This window comes from Streptomyces koelreuteriae (assembly GCF_018604545.1).
GTDB classification, from domain to species: Bacteria; Actinomycetota; Actinomycetes; order Streptomycetales; family Streptomycetaceae; genus Streptomyces; species Streptomyces koelreuteriae.
Genome location: NZ_CP075896.1, coordinates 1 through 21970, shown reverse-complemented (window position 1 = coordinate 21970; position 21970 = coordinate 1). Strand labels below are relative to the sequence as shown.

The following is a 21970-nucleotide window of genomic DNA, read 5'->3' as shown; positions in this document are numbered from 1 at the left end:
GGTTCCGCGGACGCGGGACGGCCTGCGCCCGGTCCGGGGGGTGAGTGGGTCCATGTCGCCGAACTGCGTCCGCTGCTGGCAGCCATGAACTCTCTGTGTGACGGCGATTTCACCGTACGCATGGGTAGCGCGCCCGAGGGGATCCTCGCGGACCTGGCGGGCGTGTTCGACCAGATCACCACGCGGAACGCGCACCTGGCTTCGGAGCTGGAGCGAGTACGCCGCGAGGTGGCCCGGCAGGGACGGCTGGACGAGCGGCTGGCGGCGAGTCCCGGCTCCGGTGGCTGGACGACGAGCGTGGACGCGGCCAACGCGCTGCTGGAGGCCATGTCCGTCCCGATCGTCAATGCCACGCGCGTCCTGGACGCGGTCGCCGACGGTGATCTGACGCAGCGCGCCGAGCTCCACGACGGCAGACGCCAGCTCCGCGGTGACCTGCGGCGCCTGGGGCGCGGGGTGAACCGCATGGTGGAGCAGCTGTCGCTGTTCACGGGCGAGCTGACCCGGGTCTCCCGGGAGGTCGGTACGGAGGGCCGTCTCGGGGGGCGCGCCACGGTGCAGGGTCTGGCCGGCGACTGGCGCTATGTGACCGAGGCGGTCAACACGATGGCGTCCCGGCTGACCGCACAGGTACGCGACATCGCGGTGGTGACCACGGCCGTCGCCCGCGGTGATCTGACCCGGCAGGTCACGGTGGAGGCGACCGGCGAGCTGCTGGAGCTGAAGCTCACCGTGAACACGATGGTCGACCAGCTGCGGGCGTTCGCCGACGAGGTCACCCGGGTCTCCCGCGAGGTCGGCACGGAAGGGCAGCTGGGCGGCCGGGCACAGGTGCCGGGCGTGTCCGGGGTGTGGAAGGACCTCACGGACAACGTCAACTTCATGGCGTCGAACCTGACGTCCCAGGTCCGCAACATCGCCCAGGTGACCACGGCGGTCGCCACCGGCGATCTGAGTCAGAAGATCACGGTGGACGCGCGGGGCGAGATCCTGCAGCTCAAGCTGACGGTGAACACGATGGTCGACCAGCTGTCGGCGTTCGCGGGCGAGGTCACCCGGGTCGCCCGCGAGGTCGGCACGGAGGGCCGTCTGGGGGGCCGGGCCCAGGTCCGCGGGGTGTCGGGAGTGTGGAAGGACCTCACCGAGAACGTCAACTTCATGGCGGACAACCTGACCTCGCAGGTCCGCAACATCGCCCAGGTGGCGACGGCGGTCGCGCAGGGCGATCTGGGCAAGACGATCACGGTGGAGGCCAAGGGCGAGATCCTGGAGCTGAAGTCGACGATCAACACGATGGTCGACCAGCTGTCGGCGTTCGCGGGCGAGGTCACCCGCGTGGCCCGCGAGGTCGGCACCGAGGGCAATCTGGGCGGTCAGGCGCAGGTCCGCGGGGTGTCGGGGGTGTGGAAGGAGCTGACGGACAACGTCAACTTCATGGCGTCGAACCTGACCTCGCAGGTCCGCAACATCGCCCAGGTGACGACGTCCGTCGCCACCGGCGATCTGAGTCAGAAGATCACGGTGGACGCGCGGGGCGAGATCCTGCAGCTCAAGGAGACCGTGAACACGATGGTCGACCAGCTGCGGGCGTTCGCCGACGAGGTCACCCGGGTCGCCCGCGAGGTCGGCACGGAGGGCCGTCTGGGAGGCCGGGCGCAGGTCCGCGGGGCGTCGGGGGTGTGGAAGGACCTCACGGACAACGTCAACTTCATGGCCTACAACCTGACCTCGCAGGTCCGCAACATCGCCCAGGTCGCCACGGCCGTCGCCCAGGGCGATCTGTCGAAGAAGATCGACGTGGACGCGCGCGGCGAGATCCTGGAGCTGAAGACCACCATCAACACGATGGTCGACACGCTCTCCTCGTTCTCCTCCGAGGTCACCCGCGTGGCCCGCGAGGTCGGCAGCGAGGGGCAGCTCGGCGGCCAGGCGCGGGTCGAGGGTGTCTATGGCACGTGGAAGCGCCTGACGACGAACGTCAACGAGCTGGCGCTGAATCTCACCACTCAGGTCCGGGCGATCGCGGAAGTGGCCAGCGCGGTCACCCAGGGCGACATGTCCCGCGCCATCACGGTCGAGGCACAGGGCGAGGTCGCCGAGCTGAAGGACAACATCAACCTCATGGTCTCCAACCTCCGCGAGACCACCCGCGCCAAGGACTGGCTGGAGTCGAACCTGACCCGCATGGCGGCGCTGATGCAGGGTCACCGCGACCTGGTGGAGGTCGCCGACCTGATCCTGCGTGAGCTGACGCCGCTGGTGAACGCGCAGTTCGGAGCGTTCTTCCTGGCCGAGGCGGGAGCACCGCCCGGCGAGGGCCTGCAGTTCATCGCCGGGTACGGCACCGACCAGACAGGCGGGGGCAGCCCGCTGCCCGGCAGCGGCACCCCGGGCCGCGGGCTCATCGCACAGGCCGCGCAGGAGAAGAAACGCATCCTCATCACGGACGTCCCGCCCGACTACATCACCATCAACTCCGGCCTCGGCACGTCCCGTCCGGCCAGCATCGTCATCCTGCCGATCCTCTTCGAGGACCAGGTGCTCGGGGTGATCGAACTGGCCTCGCTGAGCAGGTTCAACGATGTGCACCTGGCCTTCATCGACCAGTTCGTCAACACGATCGGCGTCTCGACCAACACGATCATCGCCAACTCCCGTACGGAGTCGCTGCTGTCGGAGTCCCAGCGCCTCACCTCCGAGTTGCGCGAGCGGTCCGACGAACTGCAGCGCTCCAACGCCGAACTCGAGGAGAAGGCCGCACTCCTCGCGACCGCCTCGCAGTACAAGTCGGAGTTCCTGGCGAACATGTCGCACGAACTGCGCACACCGCTGAACTCCCTGCTGATCCTCGCCCGTCTTCTCGCCGACAACCCCGACGGCCACCTGGCCGAACAGGAAGTGCAGTTCGCGACCACCATCTACCGCTCAGGCTCGGACCTTCTCCAGCTGATCAGCGACATCCTCGACCTGTCGAAGATCGAGGCCGGCCGGATGGACGTACGCCCCAAGACCCTCCCGCTGATCAAACTGCTCGACTACGTCCACGCGACATTCCGGCCGTTGACCATCGACCGAGGGCTGGGCTTCGAGATCGCGGTCGAGAAGGACGTACCGGCCGAGCTGTACTCCGACGAACAGCGCCTCCAGCAGGTACTGCGCAACCTGCTCTCCAACGCGGTGAAGTTCACCCACGACGGCCATGTCGAGCTGCGTGTCAGCCGGGTGCTGGGCATGCACTTCACCGAGGAGACACTCAAGAACGCCGATGCCGTCATCGCCTTCTCCGTCAAGGACACCGGGATCGGCATCGCCACCGAGAAGCTTCCGATGATCTTCGAGGCGTTCCAGCAGTCCGAGGGCACCACCAACCGCAAGTACGGCGGCACCGGCCTCGGCCTCTCCATCAGCCGGGAGATCGCCGGAATGCTCGGCGGCAAGATCGTCGCCGAGAGCGAGCCGGGCGTGGGCTCCCGCTTCACCCTCTACATCCCCGCGCTCCACCCCGGCGCCACGGCGGTGCAGGGCCCCGCGGACCTGCGCACCGTCGGCACCGCACCCGCCCTGCCCCCGCAGACCGCACCGCCGCCGGATGCCACCGCGGACACCTCACCCGAGCACATGCTCGACACCACGGAATCCCTCCAGCCCGGCACCGCGTCCCCGGACCACCTCCCCGAAGACCTGACCGGCGACGGCCAGACCGCCGAACCCGCCAACGGCCGCGAGGACACCTGGCCGGAGACCACCCGTCTCAAGGAATGGCTCAGCGGCCGCCCCGGCCGCGTCCTGGCGGGCCGCCGCATCCTCATCGTCGACGACGACATCCGCAACGTCTTCGCCCTCACGCACGCACTGGGCCGTGTCGGCATCACCGTGCGGTACGCGGAGAACGGCCGAGAGGGCCTGGAGGTCCTGGAACGCGCCTCCGACGTCTCCCTGGTCCTGATGGACATCATGATGCCCGAGATGGACGGCTACGAGACCATCCGCACCATCCGGGACACCCCCCGCCTCGCCCACCTGCCGATCATCGCCCTCACCGCCAAGGCCATGCCCCAGGACCGCGACAAGGCCATCGACAGCGGAGCCAACGACTACGTCCCCAAGCCGGTCAACATCGACCGCCTGCTCTCCGCCATCTGCGACGTACTCGACCCGCCCACCGATCCGCAGCCCGCACCGGACCCGGCCAGCGCCGACGCCGCCGATGATCCGCCCGAGGACGCACGATGAACACCAACCTGGCCAACCCGTGCAGCATCCTCATCGTCGACGACATGGAGGAGAACCTCATCGCCTTCGAAGCCGTACTCGGACCGCTCCACCAGCACCTGGTCCGAGCCCGCTCCGGAGAGCAAGCCCTCAAAGCCATGCTGCGCCAGGAGTTCGCCGTCGTCCTCCTCGACGTCCGCATGCCCGGCATGGACGGCTTCGAGACCGCCGCCAACATCAAACGCCTCGACCAGACCAAAGACGTCCCCATCATCCTGGTGACCGGCACCGACCGCGGCGCCGACTACGCCTATCGCGGATACGCCATCGGCGCCGCCGACTTCATCGCCAAACCCGTCGACCCCTGGGTCCTGCGCACCAAGGTCACCGTCTTCCTCGATCTGCACCGCAAAACCCGCCAACTGGCGATGCGCGCCACCGGCACGGACACCGACCGCCTCACCGAGATCACCCAGCAACTCACCGAGATCAAACTGCTCCTGCGCAACAGCCCCGACACCGAACCCGACATGACGGCCCTCGCGGACCGCATCGCGGAGGTGGAACGCGCGGTGGGAACGCTGCTCCCGGGGCGCAGCGCCGCTGAGTAGGAGTGGGGGCAGTCGGCTGGGCGTTGCGTACCCGCCGCCCGGCGCTGCCCGCCTCGCAAGACGCTGCGCACGAAGGGCCGTGCGCCCTTCGCAGTGGCCGTGGACGCGCAGACGGTACGGAGCTGGCATGTCCGCTCCCACCTCCCGGGAAATGAAACAATGAAACGTTGTTTCGTTGCCAGACTGAAGTAGGCTGCCGGCATGGCACGTGATTCCCAGCAGCAGGCCCGCGACCGCCTGTCCCTGCTGGCCCCCGCCCGTGACGAAACCACGGTCGCGCACCGGGTCGAGCAGGACGCATCGCTGGTGGGACGACTGCTGGCGGCCACCGGCGAGCAGAACGATCACGGCAGGCCGAGTGTGCTCCCGGACGATGTGGGCGCCGCCCTGGGCTTGTTCGAGGGGCTGCGTGAGCAGTTGGACCGGCTGGAGACGCAGGTGGTCATCGAGGCCCGGCGCTGCGGCATGGACTGGCGGCAGATCGCCCAGCACCAAGGCTTGAACTCCTCCCAGGCCGCCTCGCAGCGCTACCAGAGGCTGATGACGCGGCTCGAAGAGATCCGCCAGGGGGTGCGATGAACGAGGAAGAACCGCAGATGACGAACCAGCCGCCACAGCTGTTCACCGCGATCGACTCACTGCTGGCCGCCGTCGACGACGGCACGGTGCTGCCTGTTCCCGCCGAACGGGTACGGCTGCGCGAGGCGGCCGGCCTCACCCAGGCCGCCGTCGCCCAGGCGTTGGGCGTGCGTGTGCCGAGTATCGTCGCCTGGGAAGCCGGCCGCGCCGAACCCAAGGCGGAGCGCCTGGAGGCCTACCGCCGCCTCCTGGAAGGACTCGCCCGCCGCTACCCCGCCCCCGCCCCACACCCCGACCACGAGGCCACCGGCCCGCAACGGGCGCCCCGGCCCCCGGCACACGACACCCTCTCCGGCCCGGCCACGCCGAAGCGTCCGGCCGCCCGCCCGGCGACGTCACACCGTCCGGCCGCGAAGCAGGCCGCCTCGCCCGCCGCACCCGCCGTCGACCCGCGCTTCCCGCACGGTCCGCTCGCGGTACTGGACGGTGACGGTTCCGCCTACGGCGTCAACGGCATCGTGCTCGACTGCCCCGCGCGCACGATCCCGGAGTTGGTGGAGTGGACGCTGGGTGAGTCCGGCCTGGGTGCGGCAAAGCTGCACCGCTACGGAAAGGACTCCGATCCGCTCATCGTGCTGACCGCCGCAGCCGCCGTGAAGCTCGGGCTCCCCGAGCGCCTCGAAGGCCACGAGCAGCGCCGCTCGCTGCGCCTGCCGTCCGACCATCCGGTCGTCAAGGAGGTGGGACGCGCGAAGTGGCAGCTCACACAGCGCGGGTTCGGCCCTTGGGCGCGGATCTACCGCAAGGCACAGGGCAGGCAGCGGCAGTGCGTGCAGCTGGCGATCCTGTCCTGGGACGCCCTCGATGAGCGGTCCTGGCCCGGCGTCGCGGAGATGGAGCCGGCCGACATCGCCCGCGTTCTCGGGGTGTACGCGCAGCGGGTCATCACCCCGCGCGGGTCGACGGCCGTCTCCGGGCTGGAGCTGATGACGGCGCTGCGCCCGCCCACGCGCGCCGAGCGCGACGAAGCGACCGGGAACTGGGTGCCCGGCCACAATCCGGGCAGCCTGGGGACGGAGCCGATGGACCCGGCGCCGCCGGAGGCCACCTCCGAGCACCCCGTGGTCGTCAACTCCGGCTGGAGCGGCGGGTTCCTGAACGAGGAGGCATACCAGTGGGTGCGGCCGGTGGACCTGCTGAGCGATGAGGAGTGCCATCTGCCGTACGCGGTCGGCCTGGACCTGAACACCGCGTTCCTGGCGGCCGCGTCCCGTCTGGTCGTCGGCCTGTCCGCCCCGGACCACTTCCACGCCCCGAAGTTCAACCCGAAGATCCCGGGTTCCTGGCTGGTCGACCTGTCCCACGTGGAGCTGGACCCGCGCCTGCCCAGCCCGTTCACGCCGACCGGCGAACGTCCGACGGGCCCGGCCTGGTACCAGACACACACCGTCGCCTACGCCCAGGAGCTCGGCTACGACGTCCGGCCGCTGGAGGCGTACCTGCGCCGTGAGACCGGGGCTTACCTGGACCCGTGGCACGACCGCCTGCGGACTGCCTACCTCGACACCCTCGCCGACCTCGGCGTCACGAAGGACTCGACGGACGCGGAGTTCCTGGCGGCGATGGAGGGGCACAGGGACACCGACCCGGCCCTGGCCGCCGTGCTCGCCGCCGTCAAGGCGACGGTGAAGGGCGGCGTCGGCAAGCTGCGCGAGCGCCCTCAGGGCAGGTCTTACAAGCAGGGCGAGCGGTGGCCGGCACTGGAGCGGCCGACCTGGCGCCCCGACATCCGCGCCGCCGTGATCTCCAAGGCCCGGGTCAACATGCACCGCAAGCTGCGCAATATGGCGGTGATGACCGGTCTGTATCCGCTGGCTGTGCTGTCCGACTGCGTCGTGTACCCCTCGCCGGGCGAGAGTCCGCTGGACTTCCTGCCGTACGACGCCTCCGGCAAGCCGAAACCCGGTGGCTTCCGCCTGGGCCCCACGCCGGGCCTGGCCAAGCTGGAGGGCGTCCAGACGGTGCTGTGGGCGGTCGACCTGATGGAGAAGGGCCTCAACCCGGCCCGCCACATCAAGGGCGGCGACGCTGTTCTGGACGAGGGCGAGTAAATGGTGGGTGAGATCGAGGACGCGATCGAGCGGGCCGCGCGGGAGGGCTTCACCCGCGAGCCCCCGAAGACGCTCAAGGGCCGGATCGGCTACCTGATCCGGCAGTTGGGCAGCGCGAAAGCCGTCGCCCGGGAGATCGGCGTCACCGCCGACTCCGTCAACCGCTACCGCCGCGGTGCCCGCAAGCACGCCCGGCCCGACGTCGCGGCGAGGATCGACGAAGCGGTGCGGGCCCGCTGGCAGCCGCAGGTGCGCAAGCGCCGGCAGCGGCAGGCGGCTTCCACGGGCGGGATCACGGTGGAGACCCGGGCCCGGTTCGGGTACACCGCGCCCGTCGGCACGACCGACGACGGACGCTTCCGCCGCCTCACTGTGCACCTCCCCCCGGCCTACGCGCAGCGCCTGTTCGACGCCCGCGACACCGGGGCGAGCGACCAGGAGATGCGCGGAATCATCGCCGACGGATTCAAGGACGTGTATTTCCAGGACGGCGGTGTCCGCGCGATGGGGCTGTCGGACGTGGCCATCAATGACATCGACTACCTGGATCTCGATTACTGAATCCAGGCCCCTGGCCGAGCAGTGATCGCCAGTTGTGACGGGGCATTTCGGTCGGCGTGATCCGCCGGACGCTTCCCCGGTCTCAGGGTCCCCTGAGCCCGGCTTGTATCCGGCGATCCGGCGGCGGGATCACCGGATGGGCGATGGGACCATGCCGTGCCTCGAGGCCGTTGCTGGGGAGGGCGGGGCCTAGGAGGCGGCCGGGTCGAGGACGGACTGGATGGCCGGGGCGAGGCCGCTTTCGATCTCTTGCCTGGTCAGGGCGGTCACGGCCGGGAGGCGCAGGAGGTAGCGGGTGAGTCCGAGGCCGAGGAGCTGTGCGGAGACCAGGCCGGCCCGATGTGCGGCGGGCTCCGGTCCGAGGGCGGCGGCCAGTGCAGGCGCGACCTGGGCGGCGAAGATCTCGTGCATCCGGGCCGCGGCCTGCTCGTTGGTGACGGCCGAGCGCAGCAGGACCAGCAGTGCGTCGTCGGCCGGGTCGTCTTCCCAGCGTTCGAGGAAGTGTCGCACCAGGGTCTGTGCCAGCTCGTTGGCCGGGACGTCCGTGAGGTCCGGCAGTCGCAGATCGATGGTGAGTGTCGCGTCGAAGAGCCGGGCCTTGTTGCCGAAGTAGCGCATGACCATCGAGGGGTCGATGCCGGCGTCGGAGGCGACGGCGCGGATCGTGGTGCGTTCGTAGCCCTGCTCCGCGAACCGCTCACGTGCGGCGCGCAGGATCGCGGCCTTGGTGCGGTCGGAACGCTTGTCTGTGCTGGTGGTCTCGGCGCCGTGCGTCATGCCAACAACTGTAGGCCAACACGTGTTGACTTTCCAGCGGGAGCCCGAGCATCATGTCAACAGATGTTGGCAAACACTCGTTGGCCAACATCTGTTGACATGCGTCCTGGACCCAGATCGGAAGGCTTGGCCATGAACACCACCGCACTCCCGGCCCGCACCGAGGTCGCCATCGTCGGCGGCGGCCCGACGGGCCTCGCGCTTGCCGTGACCCTCGCGTCCGCCGGCATCGACTTCGTCGTCCTGGACCGGCTGGCCGAGGGCGCGAACACCTCGCGAGCCGCCGTCGTGCATGCCCGCACCCTGGAGGTCCTGGACGAGTTGGGAGCCTCCCAGGAGCTCATCGCGCGTGGCATCCAGATCACCCGCTTCGCCGTGCGCGACGGCGCCCGCCGACTGCTCACCGTCCCGTTCGACCAGCTGGCCACGGCCCACCCGTACACGCTGATGGTCCCTCAGTACGAGACCGAGAGCGTGCTGCTGGACCGGCTGCGCGCGCTCGGCGGCGACGTGCACCGCCCCTACGAGGTCACATCGGCCGTCCAGGACGACAACGGCGTGAGGCTCACCATGGCCACCGGCGAGACGCTCAGCGCCGCGTACGCCGTCGGCGCCGACGGCATGCACAGCACCGTGCGCGGAGCGGCGGGCATCGCCTTCACCGGCAGCGCCTACGCCGAGTCCTTCGTGCTCGCCGACGTCGTCATGGACTGGGCCCCGGGCCCCAGCGAGGTCTCACTCACCTTCGGCACCGCAGGACTCACCGTCGTCGCCCCGCTGCCCGGCGGCCGCTACCGGGTGGTCGCCACCGTGGACAACGCTCCGGCAAGCCCCGAAACCACCTTCATCCAGAAGTTGCTGGACGAACGCGCTCCCGGCCAGGCCAAGGTCACCGGCCACACCTGGTCCTCCCGCTTCCGGGTGCACCACCGGGTCGCCGACCACTACCGGGCCGGCCGCCTGCTGCTGGCCGGCGACGCCGCGCACGTGCACAGCCCCGCCGGCGGCCAGGGAATGAACACCGGCATCCAGGACGGCTACGCCCTCGGCCGGGCATTCGCCACCGGACAGCTCGACGGCTACGAGGCACAACGCCGCCCCATTGCCCAGCGCGTGGTCGCCTTCACCGACCGGATGACCCGCATAGCCACCACCCGCAACGCCATGGCTCGCGCTGCCCGCAACATCGCCCTGCCCCTGCTCGGCCACACGGCCATGCCCAAGAAACTCGCCACCGAACTCGCCGAACTCAACTACCGGTGAAGCCCGCTCACCGCACCGCCGCGAAAGGCCCGTCCGGAATTCCGACGTGCCGCCGAATCACCGAGAGAGGCATCCCACTGCACCAGCCTTAGACGACGCCGACTGCAACCCGCGAGGACGGGAAAGGATTCAGCCTGTCCGTCCCCACCGTCCCGCACCACGCATACGGCGGCGACACGACCCACCACCGGCAGGACCAGCAGATGAACGCGCAGCCCGACCCGACCCGCAGAACACTCAACGCGGTGGCTGCCCTGTTCTATGCCGGGCTGGTGGCGGCCGTGGGCGTCTTCGGGGGCGGGGGACAGGTGGCCGCACTGCTCGGCGGTTCGGTCGCGCTGTACGCCGGGTGTTTCATGGTCTATGCCGGGGCCCGGGCGAACGTGGACGACTGGCGACTGAAACGGCGTGGCATCACGGTAGTGGCCCAGTTCTCGCACTACACCAACAAGCGGCGGGTGTACACGTACGCGACAGCCACCGGCCAGAGCCACACGTATCAGACAGCCGGCAGTGGCACGGACCCGATCGAGGTCACCTACGACCCTGCGCGGCCCGGGGACGCAAGGGCGGGCGTCAGCCTCCTGAACACGCTCATCATGGTCTTCCTACTGGCGATCCCGGCGTTCGTGGCGGTGATGGGCATCCTCCTCGTCGCTCACGTGGTTGCCGCACTGTGAGGCCGGCGCGCTGCTGCATCCGATCATTCTGCCGCCGATAGAACCAGCACCACTCACGCCGACGCACGACCTGGCACCGCGACCTGGCCCCTTCCACGGCGCCGCCAGCGGGGGAGTGATCGCACAGCGACGTCACGTTGCCCAGCCGAGTCCGAGTCCAGGCCGGCGAGCCCGACGCCCCTCAGGTGTGTTCGGGCCGCCGGCTGACAGAAATCCGCAAGGATATTCCGTGGTGGGATTCCGAGTGCGCTGTGTTGAAGTCGGCCACCGCAGGCGGCAGCTGGCACGAGCCGGTGGCTGATGCGTCCCGCCGGGGTTCTTCCTCGGCGGGACGCCGTCTTTCCGCGCCCGCCTCGCCGACCGGGTTGGGAGGCAGGTGTTCTACCAGTTGGTCAGGTCCACGAGGAGGTCGCAGAGTGGGTCGTCCGGAGAGGGCTTCTGGTGCTGCGTTTCTTCGATGAGGCTCGGAAGGGAAGCGATCAGGGCGGTGGTCATGTCGGTGAGGCGAACGTCGACGCCGATGACTCCTGGGCGGCCGGGACGCTGCACGTACAGGCGCAGCAGGTGGTGGCCCCGCATCAGGAATCCAATGAGGAAGGGGTTCTCCTCGTCGCCGGGGCCGGACAGGGCGCGTACGACGGTGAGGGTCTGGCCGTACTCGCTTTCCGGATCGGGGGTGATCTCCTCGGGGTGGAGGCGGATGACGGTCATCCCCATGGCTTCGCTGATGTCGCTCGTCCCGTAGATCTGAGTGCCCGCCAGCACCGTGCGCAGGATGCCCGGGATGTAGTACGGGGCAACGGTGTCGTGGGGGATCTCGTACAGGAGGGTGACGCCGTCCTCGTCGTCCCCGGCATGGACGGCAATCCGGACGGCGCCGGGCGCGGGCAGAACCCCGCGAAGCCGGCAGCCCTCGGCCAGGGGGCCGTTGAGGTAGTACAGCAGCAGGCGGCTGACCGCCGCCTGCTGCTCACGGTCTTCAGAGTCGATCACGCGTTCATCCAAGCAGGACCGGGGGGCGCCCCGTTGTGCGCGGCCGCGGCCCGACCACCGCGACGTCGCCGGCCCCCGAGCCGTTCCGCGCCCACCGGGGACGTCTGCGCTCTCGGGCCTCAGATTCCGGGGCGGCTGCGCGCGGTCCGCTGCGGCCCCGGCGGCACCGGGTCGCGAAAGCCCCGGCGGCGGGCGGCACCGGGCCGGCAGCGCAGCAGACGCGCCAGGATCAGCCGGCCGCCGCGCAGCGCGCCGTAGCGGTGGAGTGCCCGTACCGCGTAAGTGGAGCAGGTCGGGGTGTAGGGGCAGCAGGCCGGCCGGGTCGGGCTGACCGTGAGGCGGTAGTGGCGTACGGCCCGGTACATCGCACCGGACAGCCGCCCGCCCGGAGGGCGCGGCGGGGTCAGCGCCGTGGCCGGCGGCCGTGAGCGAAGGGCGGAGAACGGCGAGCAGCATGGCCGCCTGCGACAAGCCGCCGCAGCAGCACGGGTGGGCCAGCGTGTCGAGCGTCCCCGCGCAGCACCCTTCGTCTTTCTCGCCGTCGGCTCTGTTTTTCATGTTGCGCTTCTGGCTTCGCGGCATGATGTCAGTCCTTCCGTCACGGTCGAAAGGTCATATGGCGGGTACGGGTGGCGGTTGCGGGGGTTGGGAACCGCCGCTCCGCGCGGTCAGCCACGGTTCAGATCTTGGGTCCGGGGTCTTTGGGCTGGCCTCCCATTCGGTGGTCGTTCCAGTCGATGCCGTCGTCGTGTTCCTTGCTCGAGGCGAGTCCGAGGAGCCCGAGAAGGGGAGCCGCGATGAGGATTGCTCCGCACAGGCTGCCGATTGCCACGTACGCCGCGGCGGCGATGACGGCCCAGAACAGGATGTCGCACACGCTCCTCGCCCACAGCGGGAACGGGGCGCGCCACGCGTGGTAGCGGCGGTACATGCGCACGAGCTTGCCGGACGCGCGCTTGGACCGGCTGGACCCTCTCCGGCCTGGCGTCGCCGTGTGGCCGTTGCCGTGCGGACGGGCCTTTTTCTTTCCCATGGAGCCGTTTGTCCCTTCGATTGCCCCTTGGCCGGGTGCGTGTGTCCTGTCGGGGTGTGGCTGGGGCGGTTCAGTTCACGCCCGCGGTGGTGGGTCAGTGGCGGTGGCGGCCGCCGCAACGGTGGTTGCCCCAGGATTCCTCGTCGATGGGGCGTCCGCGGTCGTTGCGGAGGGTGGCGGTGTCGGGACCTGTTGTCCCAGACTTAGTTGCATCGGTCCTGGTACAGGTCACTGCCGGTGTCGCGGCCGTGGCCGGTGTGGATGCGGACCGTGGCACGGCCCGAGGCGGTAGCGGTCGAAGGTGTAGCCGCGGCCGTCCTCGTCCCTTTCAGGGGCCGGCCCTCGAGGCTGGCGGTGCGGCGGCCGGTGTTCGTGCCACCCACTCGCGGTTCGGACAGCGGATGGAACGGGCATCCCGGCCGGGCGAGTCGTACTGGATGTCGGAGATCTCCGCCTTTGACCGCTCGGGGCGGGCGTGGTCGGCGGCGGATGCCGGCAGCGTGACCACCGAGGCCAGAGCGCCGGCGGTGAGGGTGACGGCGGCGAGACGACGAGCGGTGACTGAAACCGGAAGCGGACAAGAGCTCCCCTTATGGTCCGGACACCATCCCCGAGGAGCCCCATGCGGGCTGCCCGGGCAGTCGGATGCCGTGTGTCGGTGACGGCCGACTGGCCGCCCGCACACCCTGTCAACGCCATGGAGAAGACGAGGGAAAAACATGACCCTGTTACCAGTCGTCAGATTTTCCGTAACTCTCGGATGCGACATCCATCTAAATCATCCTTGCGCAATGTTGACGCACTGACAGAGGGGCAGGCCGTGCGGGCGTTGGGGTCAGGCATCTCTCTGCCACGCTGCGCCACCCCGCAAGGGATCGGGCCGTCACCCGAAAGTGAGTAACAGCCATCTGGTCGCGGAGTGCTCGGGTTCTGGTCTCACCTGCGGCTGGGCGGGACCTCGTCCCACCACCCGGCAGGCAGGATCAGTGTCGCCGGAGCAGGTCGGACAGGCGACGCTGTACGGGCTCGCACACGGTGGTGGCGCCGCGGAGTGTGGCGTCGATGGCGAGTGTCGCGAGGTCCCACAGGGGCACCTTCTCCAAGAGGAAGTGGACCTCGATGCCGTGCAGATCCATGGCGCATGCGAGGTCGGTGACGTCTTCCAGGGGACGCTGGCGGACGAATTGCGTCAGGAGTTCGTCCCGAGGGCCTCCGCGTTCCCAGGTCTGGTCAGACCAGGGGTAGAGCGTGCCGTTGCCCCTGCGCTGCAGACCCCAGACGGCGATGGCTTCCGGAGCTGCCATCCGGGCGAGCGGCAGCACATTGGTGGACATGGAGTCCAGGGTGCAGAAGACGGCTGCGCGTTCGGCGTCCTCGGTGAGCCCGGCTTCTTCCAGGGGCTGTTCGTGCACAAGGCGGAATTCCTGTTGCATGAGCGCGGTGTCGCGCAGGCGGTCTGCGGTGCCGTGGCGGCCGGCGGCGCGTAAGGCGGCGAGCCAGTCCACCCACAGTCGGGGCCTGCCCCTGCCTTCGAGGTGGTGGGTATTGCCTATATCGGCGAGATAGCGCATGGCGCGGACGTGCTCGTCCTGGTCGCCGGAGAGGTTCTCGATGGATTGCACGACGTACAGGGCCATCTCCGGGATGACGGCCGGAGCGCCGGTGTCCGCGTTCTTCTGAAAGCAGCTGTCGTCGGCGGCCTCCCACAGGAAGAGGAACCTGCTGACGACGGTGCCGCAGTCCGCGCTGGTGTGGGAACCGGGCACGGCCGAGGCCATGTCGGACAGGACGACGACCACGTGCTCCAGCTCCTTCCAGCGCGGCACAGCGCCGGTGCCGCGCAGCATCTGGCCGACTGTGTCGTGGCTGACCGTCTCGGGGAACTCCTCGTTTCGTGCTGCCGCGGCTTCGGAGACGGTCCGCAAGCTGGGCCTGCCGGCCTTGGTGTGCAAGTCCTGCAGTGCCTGGGTCAGTTCCTCCCGCGCACTGTCCATGTCCGCCCCCTCGTCTCGGCCGCCACCCGTTGGTCCGGCCGGACGGCCGGGTGTCAGAGAGTGCCAGGAAGTGCAGGTCACCGGCATCGCGCAGAAGACGTAAGTGGATGGTGATGGAAGCTGATGAATTTGTACGGCGAGATCCGTTCAGCATCCTGGGCGGGCCGTGACGCTGGATACAAGGCGCCGAACGACGGCACCGGCGAGACACTCGGGGAGTCCGCCATGGCACACGTCCGTACCTCCGGCTGATCACCTTCGTGATCAGCCTGGCCTAGCGTGGCCGGACCACCGCCCTGGAGCAGCACGACGAGGAGACTGCGTGCTACGAACAGGTGGGCCACCCAGCCCTGCGCCATCACCTCATAGGGCCCCTAACGCCCTTGCGTTCCCGCGCCCAAGGCCACCCACGGCTGCCGTCCACGGCGTGCGGGGAGACACCGACCGAGCAGGCCCAGGTGCTGCTGGGAGACGCCGAAACCGCCACGTGGGTCACCTGGGCGTCATCGGCTCGACTCCCCGCCGCGCCCCTGGAGTTCACGTGCCCCCAGTGGCCCGCCGCGCACCCGACCCCATGAAGGCCCGCGAGGCTCTGCACCGTGCGCTGCGCCTCCTGGATGACCAGGACGACCCACACGCGCTCGCTGAGGCCCGGGCGGCGGCCCAGGCGGCCGTGGACGCGGTGCCGTACCCGTGGCGGGCGCCGCACTGCGCCGAGTGCCGGCGCAACGTGAAGGAAGCCACCTGCCGAAAGCCGCACCTGCACCCGCTGTGCCGCGTTCAGGGCAGGCGACCCCATGCCGCTCTTCGGCATCTGATCAGCAAGCCCTCCAGCGAAAGCGCCGACGAGACCATCCGAGACCGGTTCCGCCCTGGGGCGGACACACCGGCCCTGCGGCGGCAGGTAGCCGACCTGGAGGAACCCGGCGGTCCTGCGGCCGGGATGAGCATGGCCGCCCTTCGGTACCTTAAGTGGCTGAGGTAGGAACTCGACCTCAACGACCGGGGCCTGCGGGACATCTGGGAGACCATCGTCGCCACCGGGCGCCGCTGCAGCGAGGTCGTCGGACTACGCCTGGACTGCATCGGCCGCTACCGCGGCCTGGCCATGCTGTGGCACGACCAGACCAAGGTCGGCAACTACAACGAGGGCATCCGCATCCCCGAGCCCGTCTACCAGTGCCTCGATGCCCGCCGAACCAAGACACTCCACCGCTTCGAAAAGCGCTACGGCCGCACCCCAACAGCCGCTGAACGCCCCGGCCTGGCCCTGTTCCCCTCCCGCATCCGCAACCCCAATGGCCGGCAGCCGATCTCCTACGGACACTTCAACCAGCGCTTCAAGACCTGGATCGCCGACCTCGACCTCGGCGGCGCCTACGTCGCCCACCAGGCCCGCCACACCCTGGCCACCAACCTGCTGCGCGCCGGCGCCACGCTCACCCACATCCGCCGCTACCTCGGCCAGCTCTCCGAACGTATGGCCGAGCACTACGTGAAGATCACCAACAGCGACCTCGAAGACGTCCTGAACACCATCTGGGTAGCCGGGCCCGGCGCACCCCACCCAGGCAAACTCCTCTCCGGCGACACCACCCCCATCGACCGCGAGACAGCCCTCGCCCTGGCCCTGGACCGCTCCCGCCGCAGCACCCCCACCGACGGCGGATTCTGCACCTACCAACCCGTCGTCGACGGCGGAGCCTGCCCCTGGAAACTCGACTGCGAGAACTGCGACAACTTCGTCCTCTCCGGCGCAGACCTCCTCTACTGGCGCCGCAAAGCCGAACAGTGGCGCTCCATAGCCGAGAACGCCCCCGACGACGCCACCGCCGACTACCTCCACACCGTCTTCGAACCCACCGCCAAAGCCATCAAAGGACTCGAACAGGCCCTGGCCGCCCTCGGCATCCTCGACGAAGCCCTCACCCTCGACCTGCGGCGCCCCCAGGACTACTTCCACCGCACCGGAGCACCGCCTTCCGCGCCCGAGACCTCGCAGCACTTCAGGCCCCCGACGACACCACAGGACAGCCATGAGCCCCCGCACCGACGCGGCCGTCCAAGCCCGCCGCCAAGCCACCCAGGAGATGCTCGAACGCCTCCAGACCGCCCTGACGGCCGCAGCACGCGACCACACGCCTGTCACCGTCGCAGCCCTCGCCCGTACTGCCCGCGTCTCACGTACCTTCCTCTATCAAAACCAGCAGGCCAGAGCCGTGATCGAACAGGCCACCCGCACAACCAGACCCCATCCCGGAGTCTCCAGCAGCGCCAGCCGCGCACAGCCCGCCTGGAAGGAACGTGCACTCAACGCCGCAGACGCACTCACCCAAGCCCAGCGCGAAATCCGCACCCAGCGCACCCGCATCGCAGAACTCCTCGGCAAGATCCGCGACCTCGAACACGATCTCCCCGAAGGCTCACTTCAGCGCATCGTCACCGAGAACACCACGCTGAAGCAGCACGTACGACAACTCACCCAGGACAACCAGCAGATCCAAGAACGCCTGACCAGCGCCCGCCAGAACAACCGCTTCATGGACAAACGCATCGCCGACCTTGAAGCCCAACTCGTTCCCTACCTCACCACCCCGCCCCCGCGCTTCTGACCCAGCCTCGGATCATTGCCAAACGGGACGGACCTTGCCGATGGGAGCGTCACGCCCACTCGATGCCCAGCTCCCGCAGTGCGTCGAGCTGGTCCTGGGCGAGCTTGTCCGCCTAGATTTGGTGTTGGAGACCCACACACCCAATTTCACGGCCACCGGCTCCGTCTCGCTGTCGACCGCGATCTCTTCGCTGTGGCCGCGGGGTACAGGCCGGTGAGCACCTTCCCGTTCCACCCACTGCGCGAGAGCCGTCAGGCCGCGCTGGAACGCCTGCTGCGCCTTGCTCGGGCCCTTCGTCGCACGCGTAGCCGCAGGGGCCGGAGACGTCGCCTGGGCGGGCTTGATGCCCAGCTTGGACAGCCGCTCCTGCTGCTCGGTCGACAGCTGCGCCCAAGTAGCCGGCTGGGACTGCCGCTGGAGCCAGCGCCCGATATCGTCGCCGTCGAAGAGGACGCCCGGAGCGATGTCGGGCAGAGCGCCGTCGGCGTCGACGAGGTCGGCGAGGACGCGGTAGTGGCGTTGCCAGGCCAGTGGCCAGGGGCAGTTCCAGTCCGAGTCGATCGCCGCCAGCTGCTCCGCGCGCTCCGCCGCCCGCTCGGGGTCCTTTCCGAGGCCGCCCTTGCGGCGCAGGTTGGCCATGTGCTGCCCAACGGGTACCAGCCCCCCGGCCTCGCTCTCGCCCCACACCTGGTCCTGGCGGGGTGCGAGGTGGCCTGTGGCCTGCCGGTAGGAGCGGAGTGCGGCGAGTTTGTTCTCCCACGCCTCTTCGCCCGGCTCCCAGATCATCCCGGCCTCGGGAGCGTCCAAGAGCTCCTTGCGCCGCGGCTCCAGTTCCCCGGCCCGCAGTGCCTTTCGCTGCTGGTGCACCCACCTCCCCAGCGGGAAAGCCTTTGTCACGCCGACCTCGACCTCGGTGTCGTAGGGGACGGCGTAGAGGCCGAGGATGTGGTGCTTCTTCCGCCAGTGGATGAGGGCTTGGTAGCCCTCCAGCCACACCAGGGACTCCGGCCGGTAGACCCGGGTGCGCAGGAGAACCGCGATGGTCGCCGCGTCGCGCGGGCTGGAGAAGTGGAGCAGGGCCGACTCTGCAACGGCGTCGGTGTCGTCCTGTTCCTCGTCCTGGCCATCGCCCGCGCCGCCGGCCCGATGATCTGGCCGTCCTCATCGCGCCGGACGTGCACCTTGCGCTTCCCGCTACTCAGGGCCCGGGAGGCGAGCTGCTCGACAAGTCGTTCATCATGACTGCGGAGGCCTTGCAAAACGGCTACAAGGGGGCGAAAACTGGCGGAGGCGACCATGTCAGTGGGGTCCTCGCCGGACTCCAGGAACACCGGCACGATGATGCGGGCGATCTTCGTGCTGCCGTCGCGGTTGAGCCTGAGCGCTCGGCCGATGTTCTGCACGATCTCCACCTGCGAACCGCGGGTGTCGGCGAAGCAGAGGGCTTCCACGCCCCGCTCGCCAGTGATGTCGACGCCTTCTCCGAGCACGCGACAGCTTGCGAGGAACGCGCGGTGGACCCGGCGGCCAGCTGCGTCGATGCCGTTGGCGAACTGCCGCAGCACCTCGCGCCGTTCGGCCACCAGGTGGTCGCCGCACAGCCATGCCGACCACACGCGGTCCGGCGGGACATGGCGACCGGCCTCCAGCTCGTAGAACTCCGCGTCGATCGACGATGCGGGGAGTCGGCCCGCGGCGGCCAAGTCGCCGTCGGAGGCGTCGTTGACGTACAGCTCCGCGGCCGTCTCCGGCATCTTCTCCGCGAAAGCCGCCGCCTCCTCCACCTTCTGATGGAAAGTCATGACTGTACGGAGGTTGTGCGCGGCGGCGTGCTCCAGGATCGCGGTCTGCAGAAGCGCCAGGCGTCGGCCCCGCTGTGCTTCCTCCGATTCCCCGAGGACCGGGGAGGGGTCGCGGATCTCCAGCACGTCGATCTCGAACCCGGCGAGGATCGCTCGTTCGATCGCCTCGCTCAGCCCGAGCTCAGCCAGCCACGGGCCGTAGGTTTCCGAGTCCTGGCCCATGGTCGCGATCTCCACCTCCTGACCGTCCGTGCCCTTCTGCGGCCGGGGCGCGGCGAGGATGCGCGGGGTCGCGGTCAGGTACAGCCGGAAGTCGGCGGGGATACGGGCGTTGTCGTGGATCGCCGCCCATGGCCTGCCAAGATCGCCTGCGGTTGAGTGGGCTTCGTCGATGATGGCGAGCGAAAAACCGTCCATGCGCTGGCCGTACAGCCGCTCCCCGCCCGTCAGGGCTGCCTCCAGCGGCCCGCGAGTGCGTCCCTGGCCCGTCGGGTCGTCGAAGTCCTCGCGGTCCACGAGAGAGGCGTACGTGGCGAACACGATGACCGGTCCGTGCCCGGCCCACAGGGCGAGCTGGATGGGGTTGGTGGTGGTGCGCACGCCCAGCTCGTTCAGGACCGGGTCGTTTTCCAGCGAGCACACCGCGACCATGGGGGAGCGGTGCCCCACGGCCCGCCACGCCTGGGCGGTCTGCACGAGCAGGTCCAGGGTCGGCACGGTCACGAGGATCCGGCCTTCGGGGAAGCACTCCAGTGCACTCGCGGCGGCCATGATCGTTTTTCCGGAGCCGGTCGCTGACACGATCGTGCCACGGGCACCCTGTGGGGGCACAGATGATCTTGCAGGGAATCCGACCCACTTACGGAAACGCGACTTCTGGTCGATCTGGTGTTTCTTGAGTGGAATCCTGCTCATCGCCCTTCCCCCTCTCCCGTGTCGTACAGCCAGCTGCCGTGAAGCCTTTCCAGTGCGGTTTCCTCCTGGCCGCGCTTCGTCCAGATCCCTTCGAGCCAGAGCGGGGTCGTCTCGATCCTCTCGCACAGCACGAAGGACCCGGGCAGGTCGATCAGCACGAGCTCGCCCGCGAACATGCCGCCCGGCCCGTAGCGGCGCCACAGCCGCTCCAGCCGCGCCCGGTGCTCGTGCAGGTATGCGTCCAGCGTCTGCGGGTAGGTTTCCGGCTCCGCCAGGTGCACGGTTCGCAGGGCGATGTCCACGAGCTCCTGGGACGACTTCTGGTCCCACTGCTCGGAGGTGGTGCCGGTCACGGCGGCATAGTGCTGCTCGCACACGGCGAGGACGCGCTCGATGAGCTCCGCCGGCGCGTCGCTCTCCTCGTCACGAAGGGAAGGCCGACCAACACCCGTGTGCCGATCGGGCAGGGCGTGCAGTTCGCCGGTGCCGGCGCTCGCCTCCACCAGGTCCAGGCCGTGGTCGGCGAGGTGAGCCAGGAGCAAGCGAGACAGGACCTCCCCGTCCCGGGCGTGCAGCTGAGCGTTGTCCTCTCCGCTGTCGGGGGAGACGATCGCGCGAGTGAGGACGGTGTCGAAGAAGAACTCGGACAGGACCTCGATCAACTCCGGGCGGGCAGATGCTGGCTGATCGTCCAGGGCGGCAACAGCGGCGTCCATGACCGCAGTGAGGAACAGCCCGCGAGCGCCCTGCAGTTGACGCGCCTCGCTCTGCGGGCTCTCCTCGACGGCCTCCACCACGCGGTACAGGCCCTGATCCCCGTACAAGCCACCCGGCTTCTCCTTCGCCCGGCGCACCTTCGCCACGGCCTCCTCAACGGACCGCGCATAGGTGTAGTTCGTCACCACCGGAGCCCGGGATGCGCCGGGTCAGTCCGCTGCGCCACGATCCGATAGCGGATCAGCCCGGAGTCGAACTCCACTGCCCCACCGCTCGCACCTTCCTGACGGTCCCGCAGCGCCTGGTGCCAGCGGTCCGCCTGCGCATCCCTCTCGGGAGAGTAGTCGTCCCACGCCGTGCCACCCATCAAGGTCCAGATGCGCCGCAACTCGTTCCGCCGAACCGCCGCCAGCAGCTCCTCCGTACTGAGTGGCCTCGGGTGACCCTCGCGGCTTTCCAAACCACCCGCAGCTCCTCCGTACTGAGTGGCCTCGGGTGACCCTCGCGGCTTTCCAAACCACCCGCAGCCACCAACCGTTCGCGGATCTGTTCCGCCGTAAATCCAGTAACCTCACGCTGGATTTCCTCCCGCACCATGAGGCGCATTTCGACGCTCAGCAAATTCGTACCCTCCTTCAAGACTCGCCCCAAGTGGTTGGTGGGAGTCCCGTGTTTCCGCCAACGGTACATGCTGCATCAACCTGATGCAGCCGCTACCTAGAACCCACACGAACGAGCGACCCCCGCCCCTTATAGCCAGCCCCGCCCGCGCCAGCGGGCCCCAAAGGGACTGGAGGCGCAGCCGAAAGGACCGTCAGGCGGGGGAGCGCAGCGGACTCGCCGATCAGGCTGGAGCGAAGCGGAAGCCTGGTAGCGGGACAGAGTCCCGCCGGTCCGGGAGCGCAGCGGACGGACCGTCACCCTGCTTGCGCAGCAAGCAGGGTGTGCAGGTGGCGCAGCCACCCGCCAGCGCTCACGCGGAGCGTGAGCGCAACACCGTGCGCAACACCCGTGCGCAGCACGAGTGTTCGCTTGCACATCGCGCAGCGATGGGACACCCGCTCCGCGGGAAGGTGCTGAAGAAAGTTGTCGGTGTCTTTGTGTTAACCT

Annotated in this window: 16 protein-coding genes and 3 pseudogenes; 11 read left to right on the top strand and 8 right to left on the bottom strand. The window is 69.2% G+C overall.

All coding sequences use genetic code 11. The features are described 5' to 3' along the window. Positions 1-120: 120 nt before the first annotated feature. The 5 genes from KJK29_RS00090 to tpg all read left to right on the top strand — a co-directional run bounded on the left by KJK29_RS00090 (position 121) and on the right by tpg (position 8074). On the top strand, positions 121-4233 hold the full coding sequence (locus KJK29_RS00090) for a HAMP domain-containing protein (RefSeq protein WP_456115084.1): 4113 nt from the start codon (positions 121-123) through the stop codon (positions 4231-4233). Beyond that, positions 4230-4823, top strand: coding sequence for a response regulator (locus KJK29_RS00085; RefSeq protein WP_215116515.1), 594 nt, complete (start codon positions 4230-4232; stop codon positions 4821-4823). The genes KJK29_RS00090 and KJK29_RS00085 overlap by 4 nt, the downstream gene beginning before the upstream one ends. Positions 4824-5024: 201 nt before the next feature. Then, positions 5025-5402, top strand: coding sequence for a hypothetical protein (locus tag KJK29_RS00080; RefSeq protein WP_215116514.1), 378 nt, complete (start codon positions 5025-5027; stop codon positions 5400-5402). After that, entirely contained in the window at positions 5399-7513 is a 2115-nt protein-coding gene (gene tap, locus KJK29_RS00075) for a telomere-associated protein Tap (protein ID WP_370869106.1), read from the top strand. Before KJK29_RS00080 ends, tap begins: the two co-directional genes overlap by 4 nt. Positions 7514-7516: 3 nt before the next feature. Then, positions 7517-8074, top strand: coding sequence for a telomere-protecting terminal protein Tpg (tpg, locus tag KJK29_RS00070; protein WP_215124078.1), 558 nt, complete (start codon positions 7517-7519; stop codon positions 8072-8074). A 189-nt stretch (positions 8075-8263) separates the two neighbouring features. Here the strand turns inward: tpg and KJK29_RS00065 are convergent, their stop codons facing one another. Next, positions 8264-8851 (bottom strand): TetR/AcrR family transcriptional regulator, encoded by a 588-nt coding sequence (locus tag KJK29_RS00065; protein ID WP_215116513.1) that lies wholly within the window; start codon positions 8849-8851, stop codon positions 8264-8266. Between the two features lie 132 nt (positions 8852-8983). Between KJK29_RS00065 and KJK29_RS00060 the strand changes: the two genes are divergently transcribed. Beyond that, positions 8984-10114, top strand: coding sequence for an FAD-dependent oxidoreductase (locus tag KJK29_RS00060; protein ID WP_215116512.1), 1131 nt, complete (start codon positions 8984-8986; stop codon positions 10112-10114). Positions 10115-10317: 203 nt separating this feature from the next. After that, positions 10318-10794 carry a DUF3592 domain-containing protein gene (locus tag KJK29_RS00055; RefSeq protein WP_215116511.1) on the top strand — a complete coding sequence of 159 codons (477 nt, stop codon included), beginning with the start codon at positions 10318-10320 and terminating at the stop codon, positions 10792-10794. A gap of 381 nt (positions 10795-11175) precedes the next feature. Here KJK29_RS00055 and KJK29_RS00050 read toward each other — a convergent pair whose 3' ends face one another. The 5 genes and pseudogenes from KJK29_RS00050 to KJK29_RS00035 form a co-directional block, all read right to left on the bottom strand. Continuing rightward, entirely contained in the window at positions 11176-11787 is a 612-nt protein-coding gene (locus KJK29_RS00050) for a hypothetical protein (protein WP_215116510.1), read from the bottom strand. 119 nt (positions 11788-11906) lie between these two features. Continuing rightward, positions 11907-12152, bottom strand: coding sequence for a membrane protein insertion efficiency factor YidD (gene yidD / locus KJK29_RS00045; protein WP_215116509.1), 246 nt, complete (start codon positions 12150-12152; stop codon positions 11907-11909). Between the two features lie 314 nt (positions 12153-12466). Next, complete coding sequence (locus KJK29_RS00040; protein ID WP_215116508.1) at positions 12467-12820, bottom strand: hypothetical protein; 354 nt, start codon at positions 12818-12820, stop codon at positions 12467-12469. Positions 12821-12914: 94 nt separating this feature from the next. After that, positions 12915-13328 (bottom strand): annotated as a pseudogene (locus KJK29_RS38650) (lamin tail domain-containing protein). A gap of 475 nt (positions 13329-13803) precedes the next feature. Beyond that, on the bottom strand, positions 13804-14814 hold the full coding sequence (locus KJK29_RS00035) for a hypothetical protein (protein ID WP_215116507.1): 1011 nt from the start codon (positions 14812-14814) through the stop codon (positions 13804-13806). Positions 14815-15355: 541 nt separating this feature from the next. Here KJK29_RS00035 and KJK29_RS00030 point away from each other — a divergent pair. From KJK29_RS00030 to KJK29_RS00020, 3 genes and pseudogenes are all read left to right on the top strand, one after another. After that, positions 15356-15799, top strand: a complete 444-nt coding sequence (locus tag KJK29_RS00030; protein ID WP_215116506.1) for a hypothetical protein — start codon at positions 15356-15358, stop codon at positions 15797-15799. A 24-nt stretch (positions 15800-15823) separates the two neighbouring features. After that, a pseudogene (locus tag KJK29_RS38645) lies at positions 15824-16261 on the top strand (tyrosine-type recombinase/integrase); the annotation flags it as partial. A gap of 589 nt (positions 16262-16850) precedes the next feature. Further along, positions 16851-17426, top strand: a complete 576-nt coding sequence (locus KJK29_RS00020) for a DUF6262 family protein (protein ID WP_251057645.1) — start codon at positions 16851-16853, stop codon at positions 17424-17426. Between the two features lie 49 nt (positions 17427-17475). Here KJK29_RS00020 and KJK29_RS00015 read toward each other — a convergent pair. Together KJK29_RS00015 and KJK29_RS00010 are read right to left on the bottom strand one after the other, a co-directional pair. Then, positions 17476-20143, bottom strand: a pseudogene (locus KJK29_RS00015) (Helicase associated domain protein). Beyond that, positions 20140-21006: a hypothetical protein gene (locus tag KJK29_RS00010; protein ID WP_251057644.1), complete on the bottom strand. Its 867-nt coding sequence runs from the start codon at positions 21004-21006 to the stop codon at positions 20140-20142. The pseudogene KJK29_RS00015 and the gene KJK29_RS00010 overlap by 4 nt, the downstream one beginning before the upstream one ends. 780 nt (positions 21007-21786) lie before the next feature. On the opposite strand from KJK29_RS00010, the gene KJK29_RS00005 reads away from it, so the two are divergent. Then, positions 21787-21970, top strand: a 184-nt coding sequence (locus KJK29_RS00005; protein ID WP_215116505.1) for a hypothetical protein, incomplete at its 3' end; no start/stop codon positions are given.

Coding starts and splice junctions, on each gene's coding strand:
- KJK29_RS00040 (WP_215116508.1), bottom strand. CDS start 12,820: ATGGGAAAGAAAAAGGCCCGTCCGCACGGCAACGGCCACACGGCGACG.
- yidD (WP_215116509.1), bottom strand. CDS start 12,152: ATGTACCGGGCCGTACGCCACTACCGCCTCACGGTCAGCCCGACCCGG.
- KJK29_RS00020 (WP_251057645.1), top strand. CDS start 16,851: ATGAGCCCCCGCACCGACGCGGCCGTCCAAGCCCGCCGCCAAGCCACC.
- KJK29_RS00085 (WP_215116515.1), top strand. CDS start 4,230: ATGAACACCAACCTGGCCAACCCGTGCAGCATCCTCATCGTCGACGAC.
- tap (WP_370869106.1), top strand. CDS start 5,399: ATGAACGAGGAAGAACCGCAGATGACGAACCAGCCGCCACAGCTGTTC.
- KJK29_RS00065 (WP_215116513.1), bottom strand. CDS start 8,851: ATGACGCACGGCGCCGAGACCACCAGCACAGACAAGCGTTCCGACCGC.
- KJK29_RS00055 (WP_215116511.1), top strand. CDS start 10,318: ATGAACGCGCAGCCCGACCCGACCCGCAGAACACTCAACGCGGTGGCT.
- KJK29_RS00035 (WP_215116507.1), bottom strand. CDS start 14,814: ATGGACAGTGCGCGGGAGGAACTGACCCAGGCACTGCAGGACTTGCAC.
- KJK29_RS00080 (WP_215116514.1), top strand. CDS start 5,025: ATGGCACGTGATTCCCAGCAGCAGGCCCGCGACCGCCTGTCCCTGCTG.
- KJK29_RS00060 (WP_215116512.1), top strand. CDS start 8,984: ATGAACACCACCGCACTCCCGGCCCGCACCGAGGTCGCCATCGTCGGC.
- KJK29_RS00090 (WP_456115084.1), top strand. CDS start 121: ATGGGTAGCGCGCCCGAGGGGATCCTCGCGGACCTGGCGGGCGTGTTC.